The organism is Nocardia farcinica, from assembly GCF_029867845.1.
Classification (GTDB): domain Bacteria; phylum Actinomycetota; class Actinomycetes; order Mycobacteriales; family Mycobacteriaceae; genus Nocardia; species Nocardia farcinica_A.
This window is the reverse complement of sequence record NZ_JARWRU010001002.1, coordinates 1-6,710: the sequence shown is the minus strand read 5'-3', so window position 1 is coordinate 6,710 and position 6,710 is coordinate 1. Positions and strand designations below refer to the sequence as shown.

The following is a 6,710-nucleotide window of genomic DNA, read 5'->3' as shown; positions in this document are numbered from 1 at the left end:
GGTTTCCGTGGTCGTCCCGGTGGCGGCGGCGGTCGCCCGGGTGGTCCCGGTGGTCGCGGCGGTGCCGCGGGCGCCTTCGGCCGTCCCGGTGGCGCCCCGCGTCGTGGCCGCAAGTCCAAGCGCCAGAAGCGCCAGGAATACGACTCGATGCAGGCTCCGTCGGTCGGCGGCGTCCGGCTGCCGCGCGGCAACGGCGAGGTCATCCGCCTCGCCCGCGGCGCCTCGCTGTCGGATTTCGCGGAGAAGATCGACGCCAACCCGGCCGCTCTCGTGCAGGCGCTGTTCAACCTGGGTGAGATGGTCACCGCGACCCAGTCGGTCAACGACGAGACCCTCGAGCTGCTCGGCAGCGAGATGAACTACGTCGTCCAGGTCGTCAGCCCCGAGGACGAGGACCGTGAGCTGCTGGAGAGCTTCGACCTCACCTACGGCGAGGACGAGGGCGACGAGTCGGACCTGCAGGTCCGTCCGCCGGTGGTCACCGTCATGGGTCACGTCGACCACGGCAAGACCCGCCTGCTCGACACGATCCGCAAGGCCAACGTCCGCGAGGGCGAGGCAGGCGGCATCACCCAGCACATCGGCGCCTACCAGGTGCTCACGCACCTCGGCGACGAGGACCGTCTGATCACCTTCATCGACACCCCGGGTCACGAGGCGTTCACCGCCATGCGTGCCCGCGGTGCGAAGGCCACCGACATCGCGATTCTGGTGGTCGCCGCCGACGACGGCGTCATGCCGCAGACGGTGGAGGCCATCAACCACGCGCAGGCGGCCGACGTGCCGATCGTCGTGGCGGTCAACAAGATCGACAAGGAAGGCGCGAACCCGGAGAAGATCCGCCAGCAGCTCACCGAATACGGGCTGGTGGCCGAGGAATACGGTGGCGACACCATGTTCGTCGACATCTCCGCCAAGCAGGGCACCAACATCGACGCACTGCTCGAGGCGGTCCTGCTGACCGCCGACGCGGCGCTGGACCTGCGCGCCAACCCGAACATGGACGCGCAGGGCGTGGCCATCGAAGCCCACCTCGACCGCGGTCGCGGTCCGGTGGCGACGGTGCTCATCCAGCGCGGCACCCTGCGGGTCGGCGACTCGATCGTGGCGGGTGACGCCTACGGTCGCGTGCGCCGCATGATCGACGAGCACGGCGAGGACGTGGAGACGGCGCTGCCGTCGCGGCCGGTCCAGGTCGTCGGTTTCACCTCGGTGCCCGGCGCCGGTGACAACCTGCTGGTCGTCGACGAGGACCGCATCGCCCGCCAGATCGCCGACCGGCGCAACGCGCGCAAGCGCAACGCCCTGGCCGCGCGCAGCCGCAAGCGGATCAGCCTGGAAGATCTGGATGCCGCGCTGAAGGAGACTTCGGAGCTCAACCTCATCCTCAAGGGCGACAACGCCGGTACCGTCGAGGCCCTCGAAGAGGCCCTCATGGGTATCGAGGTCGGCGACGAGGTGCGCCTGCGGGTCATCGACCGCGGTGTCGGTGGCGTCACCGAGACCAACGTCAACCTGGCCTCGGCGTCGAACGCGATCATCATCGGGTTCAACGTGCGCGCGGAGGGCAAGGCGACCGAGCTGGCCAACCGCGAGGGTGTGGACATCCGGTACTACTCGGTGATCTACCAGGCCATCGACGAGATCGAGAAGGCCCTCAAGGGCATGCTCAAGCCGATCTACGAAGAGGTCGAGCTGGGTCGCGCCGAGATCAGGGCCATCTTCCGCTCCTCGAAGGTCGGCAACATCGCCGGCTGCATGGTGCTGTCGGGTTCGGTCAAGCGCAACGCCAAGGCCCGTCTGATCCGCGACAACGTGGTGGTCGCCGAGACGACGACGATCTCCTCGCTCAAGCGTGAGAAGGACGACGCCACCGAGGTCCGCGAGGGCTACGAGTGCGGTATGACGCTGACCTACAACGACATCAAGGAAGGCGACATCATCGAGGCCTACGAGCTGCGCGAGAAGCCGCGCGACTGACGCCTCGACCGACCGGCGCCGCGCGGTGCGTGCCCTCCCGGGTGCGCACCGCGCGGCGCGGTCGGCGCTAGCGGAAGGTGTACGGGTGTACCTGGGTGCACTGGAGTTCGACATCCTGCTCGGCGACGTGCACTCGCTGAAGGAGAAGCGGTCGGTGATCCGGCCGGTGCTCGCCGAGCTGCAACGTTTCGGCGTGAGCGTGGCCGAGGCCGGGGAACACGACAGGTACCGGCGCACGTTGCTCGGTGTGGCGATGGTCAGCGCTGATATGAATCACCTCAGCGCGGTACTCGACAGATGCGAGCGGCAGGTCGCCGCTCGTCCGGAACTGGAGTTGCTGGCAGTGCGCCGCCGGGTGTTCGGCCCGGAGGACTAGCCGGTCGCACCGGCCGGCAGATGTCCAGCAATGCTCTTTCATGAAGTGAGGAGGAACAGCCATGGTGGATCAGGCCAGGGCACGCCGACTCGCGAAGCGGATCTCCTCGATCGTGGCCACCGCGATCGAGTACGAAGTCAAGGACCCGCGGCTGCGTTTCGTGACGATCACCGACGCGAAGGTCACCGGTGATCTGCGCGAGGCCACGGTGTACTACACGGTCATGGGCGAGACCCTCGACACCGAGCCGGATTACGCGGCCGCTGCCGCCGGTCTCGACAAGGCCAAGGGAGTGCTGCGCTCGAAGGTGGGCGCGGGCACCGGTGTGAAGTTCACCCCGACGCTGGCTTTCGTGCTCGACCGGGTGCCCGACGCCGCCCGCGAGATGGAGGAACTGCTCGCGCGGGCGCGCGCCTCGGACGAGGCGGCGGCGCGGGCGGCCGCCGAGGCGAAGCCCGCCGGCGATGCCGACCCCTACAAACTCGATCGGCTCGACGGCGAATGACACTGCGCTGTTCGGGCCACGGGCACACGGGCCGGGGGCGGACGGGATCTCGGCAGACGGCATGAGCGACGCCGAGAGTTCGATCGACCAGCCGGCATCCGGCGAGGAGTCGTTCGGCGCCGAGTTGCGCGCGGCGGTCGCGGCATTGGACACCGCACGGTCGGTGGCCGTGGTCAGCCACGTGCAACCCGACGCCGACACCATCGGCAGCGGCCTCGCGCTCGGGCAGGTGCTGCGCAGGCGCGGGGTCGACGTGCGGGTGTCCTTCGCCGACCCCGTCGACCTGCCCGCCTCCATGCGCGGACTGCCCGGCGCGGAGCTGCTGGTGCCGCCCGCGCGGGTGGACCGCGAGGTGGACCTGGTGGTCGCGGTGGACTGCGCGAGCGCGAGCCGGATGGGGGCGCTGGCCGACCTGCTGACCAGCGCTTCGACCTCGATCGTGATCGACCACCACCGGTCCAACACCTGCTTCGGCGCGATCAATGTGGTCGATCCGGGCGCCGAATCCACCGCGGGCATCATCGCCCGGGTGCTCGACGCCTGGGGTGAGCCCATCGACGCGCCCGTGGCGCACTGCCTCTACGCCGGGTTGGTCACCGACACCGGTTCGTTCCGATGGGTGCGCCCCGGCACGCACGCACTGGCCGAGCGGCTGCTGGCCACCGGCATCGACGGCGCGGAGATCACCCGCGGGCTGCTCGACACCCATCCGTTCGCCTGGCTGCCCATGCTCTCGCGAGTGCTGGCCACCGCCCGGCTCGAGCCGAGGGTGTGTGACGGGGTCGGGTTGGCCTATGTGGTGATCGGCCACGACGACGTGCTCGGGGTGCGTCCCGAGGAGGTCGAGAGCGTGGTCGACATCGTGCGCACGGCCGCCGAGGCCGGGATCGCGGCGGTGTTCAAGGAGTCGCGCACCGAGCCGGGCCGCTGGACGGTCTCGCTGCGCAGCCGCAATTCCGGGCCGGGCGCCGACGACGGGGTCGACGTCGCCGCGGTGGCGACCGCACTCGGTGGCGGCGGGCACCGCTTCGCCGCGGGATACGCGACCGAGGGCGCCCCGGCGCAGATCGTCGCGGCGCTGCTGGAAGCGCTCGGGTAGGCGGACACCGGGGCCGCAGGTGAACACGACCGAGGCTGGACCGCGCCGCATCCTCGGCTTGGCCGTGCCGACGCTGGGCGTGCTGGTGGCCGAGCCGCTCTATCTGCTCTTCGACCTGGCCGTGGTCGGCAGGCTCGGCGCGTCGGCGCTGGCGGGCCTCGCCGTCGGCGGACTGGTGCTCGCGCAGGTGAGCACCCAGCTGACCTTCCTGTCCTACGGCACCACCGCGCGCTCGGCGCGCAGGCACGGCGCGGGCGACCGGGCGGGCGCGGTGGCCGAGGGCGTGCAGGCGAGCTGGCTGGCCGTCGGCGCCGGGCTGCTCATCCTGCTGATCATGCAGGCGGCGGCGGCGCCGGTCGTCGATCTCATCGCAGGCGGCGGGGAGGTGGCCGAGCAGGCGCTGCCCTGGCTGCGGATCGCGCTGTTCGGCGTGCCGCTGATCCTGCTCGCCATGGCGGGCAACGGATGGATGCGCGGCGTGCAGCAGACGCGCAGGCCGCTGGTGTTCGTGGTGGCCGGACTGGGGCTTTCGGCCGTGTTGTGCCTGGTGCTGGTGCACGGGTTGCTCGGCGCGCCGCGGATGGAGCTGGCAGGCTCGGCGGTGGCCAATGTCGCCGGACAGGTGGTGACGGCCGGGTTGTTCGTGGCCGCGCTGGTCCGTGAGCGGGTGGACGCCACGCCGCGTTGGGCGGTCATGCGGGCCCAGCTCGTGCTCGGCCGGGATCTGATCCTGCGCAGCCTGTCCTTCCAGGCGTGCTTCGTCTCCGCGGCGGCGGTCGCGGCCCGCTTCGGCGCGGCCTCGGTGGCCGCCCACCAGTTGGTGCTGCAACTGTGGACCTTCCTCGCCCTCGCCCTCGACGCGCTGGCCATCGCCGCGCAGACCCTGGTCGGCGCGGCCCTCGGCGGCGGTGACGCGGCCGGGGCCAAGCGACTCGCGGGCCGGGTCACCCGTTGGTCGGAGGTGTTCGCGCTGGTGCTCGCCGTGGTGTTCGCGGCCGGGCACGCGCTGATCCCCACGCTGTTCACCACCGACGCCGACGTGCTCGACCGCACCTCGGTGGCCTGGTGGTTCTTCGTGGCCCTGATTCCGGTGGCCGGTGTGGTGTTCGCCCTCGACGGGGTGTTGCTCGGCGCGGGCGACGCCGCCTTCCTGCGCACCGCGACGCTCGCGGCCGCGATCGCCGGGTTCCTGCCGGTCATCTGGTTGTCGCTGATCCTGGACTGGGGGATCGCCGGAATCTGGTCGGGTCTGACGGTTTTCATGGCGCTACGACTGCTCGCCGTCGGCGGGCGCACGCTGTCCGGGCGCTGGGCGCGGGTGGGGGCGGACGTGCCGGCCACCACAGCGCGTGACAGGAACGCGGGCGTGTCCTGAGCCACGCCGGGTGTGGCGCCGGTGCGCGGTGACGTGCCGACCCGCCGAGTATCCGCTTCGACGGTTCGCCCTGTACAGACACCATTTCTGTTGTATCGATCCCGGCTTGCCCCGAGGATAGCGTCGGTGGTTGACCGCGTCGGCAGACGCGGTACGGGGCATGTCTACGGAGGTGGTGAGATGACGGACAAGGGGTACGACGAGAGGCCGTTGACACTGGCGCCGATCCTGGGCGCGAGTTCGGCGCTCTACCTGGCGCGTTCGGTGCGGGACCTGGTGCGGCCGCGCACCGGGGGCGTGGCGGGCAAGCCGGTGCCCGCGCACCCGGACCTGGAGCTGGCCGAGGTGTTCGACCGCAGAACCCCGGTCGTCATCCGGCAGATCGCGGGCAGCTGGCCGGTGTTCGAGGACTACCAGCCGCAGCGGCTGCGCGAGAAGTACCGCACCGACAAGGTTTACGCGCTGACCAGCACCACCAACGTCTTCACCCAGGAGACCTCCCCGGTGGAGCTGCTCGAGTACGGCGACGTCATCGACGCGGTCTTCGACACGCCCCGGCCGGACAAGAAGTACTACTCGCGCGCGGCCGCCGATCCGCGGCCGCTGGCCGGGCAACTGCCCGCCACCGTCGGCGGTCGCACCCAGAGCACCGCGGCCAGCAGCGTGTGGATGGGCCAGGCGGGCAATCTGACCCCGCTGCACAACGATCCCTGGCACGGTCTGCTCATCCAGTTGCACGGGCGCAAGCGGGTCCGGCTGTTCCCGCCGGACGAGTACCGCAACGTCTACGGGCGGGTGCCGGTGAAGGTCGACGACCCCTACACCGGCCTGCCCGACGAGTTCGACCCGGACACCGCGGCCTATCCGCGCCTGCGCGAGGCCGAATCCTTCGATGTGGTGCTCGATTCCGGCGACATCCTCTACATTCCGATGTTCTGGTGGCACCAGGTCGAGTCGCTGGACGCCTCGATCTCCTATGTGGCGCGTTACAACCCGAAGTACTTCGAGTTCATGCGGGCGGCGTTCTTCCCGATGGCGGCGCGCGGCCTGCTGCGCATCGTCGCGGGCATCACCGGGAAGTTCGCTCGCGCCAAGTGATCTCGCGCGCCTCGTCGCGTGGTCAGGACGCGGCGGGGCGGTGGCGGCGGACCACCACGCTCGCCGGACGCACCGAGCGCTCGCCCACCAGCAGGCCGGGGGAGAGCAGGGCCTCCACGGTGCGGTCGGCCTCGGCGTCCGCGGTGTCGACCACATCGGTGGCCGTCATGGTGCGGGGGTCGAAGGCCGTGCCCGGGCCCGGGGGGGCCCGGGGGGGGGCGCGGGGCGGGGGGGGGGGGGGGGCCCCGGGGGGGCCCGCGGGGGGTGGGGGGGGGGG

The 6,710-nt window shown here is 71.1% G+C and carries 6 protein-coding genes and 1 pseudogene; 6 read left to right on the top strand and 1 reads right to left on the bottom strand.

Going from position 1 to position 6,710, the window contains the following annotated elements; translation table 11 throughout:
* From infB to QH283_RS22235, 6 genes are all read left to right on the top strand, one after another.
* Nucleotides 1-1,980, top strand: a 1,980-nt coding sequence (gene infB, locus QH283_RS22260; RefSeq protein ID WP_280504908.1) for a translation initiation factor IF-2, incomplete at its 5' end; no start/stop codon positions are given.
* A gap of 85 nt (nt 1,981-2,065) precedes the next feature.
* Nucleotides 2,066-2,356, top strand: a complete 291-nt coding sequence (locus QH283_RS22255) for a DUF503 domain-containing protein (protein WP_280504907.1) — start codon at nt 2,066-2,068, stop codon at nt 2,354-2,356.
* Nucleotides 2,357-2,417: 61 nt separating this feature from the next.
* A complete protein-coding gene (rbfA, locus tag QH283_RS22250) occupies nt 2,418-2,861 on the top strand; it encodes a 30S ribosome-binding factor RbfA (protein ID WP_280504906.1) in 444 nt (147 codons plus the stop codon).
* Between the two features lie 61 nt (nt 2,862-2,922).
* Nucleotides 2,923-3,960, top strand: a complete 1,038-nt coding sequence (locus QH283_RS22245) for a DHH family phosphoesterase (protein WP_280504905.1) — start codon at nt 2,923-2,925, stop codon at nt 3,958-3,960.
* 19 nt (nt 3,961-3,979) lie between these two features.
* Nucleotides 3,980-5,335 carry an MATE family efflux transporter gene (locus tag QH283_RS22240; protein WP_280504904.1) on the top strand — a complete coding sequence of 452 codons (1,356 nt, stop codon included), beginning with the start codon at nt 3,980-3,982 and terminating at the stop codon, nt 5,333-5,335.
* A gap of 180 nt (nt 5,336-5,515) precedes the next feature.
* Nucleotides 5,516-6,433 (top strand): cupin-like domain-containing protein, encoded by a 918-nt coding sequence (locus QH283_RS22235; RefSeq protein WP_280504903.1) that lies wholly within the window; start codon nt 5,516-5,518, stop codon nt 6,431-6,433.
* A gap of 22 nt (nt 6,434-6,455) precedes the next feature.
* Here QH283_RS22235 and QH283_RS22230 read toward each other — a convergent pair.
* A pseudogene (locus QH283_RS22230) lies at nt 6,456-6,710 on the bottom strand (nucleotide exchange factor GrpE); the annotation flags it as partial.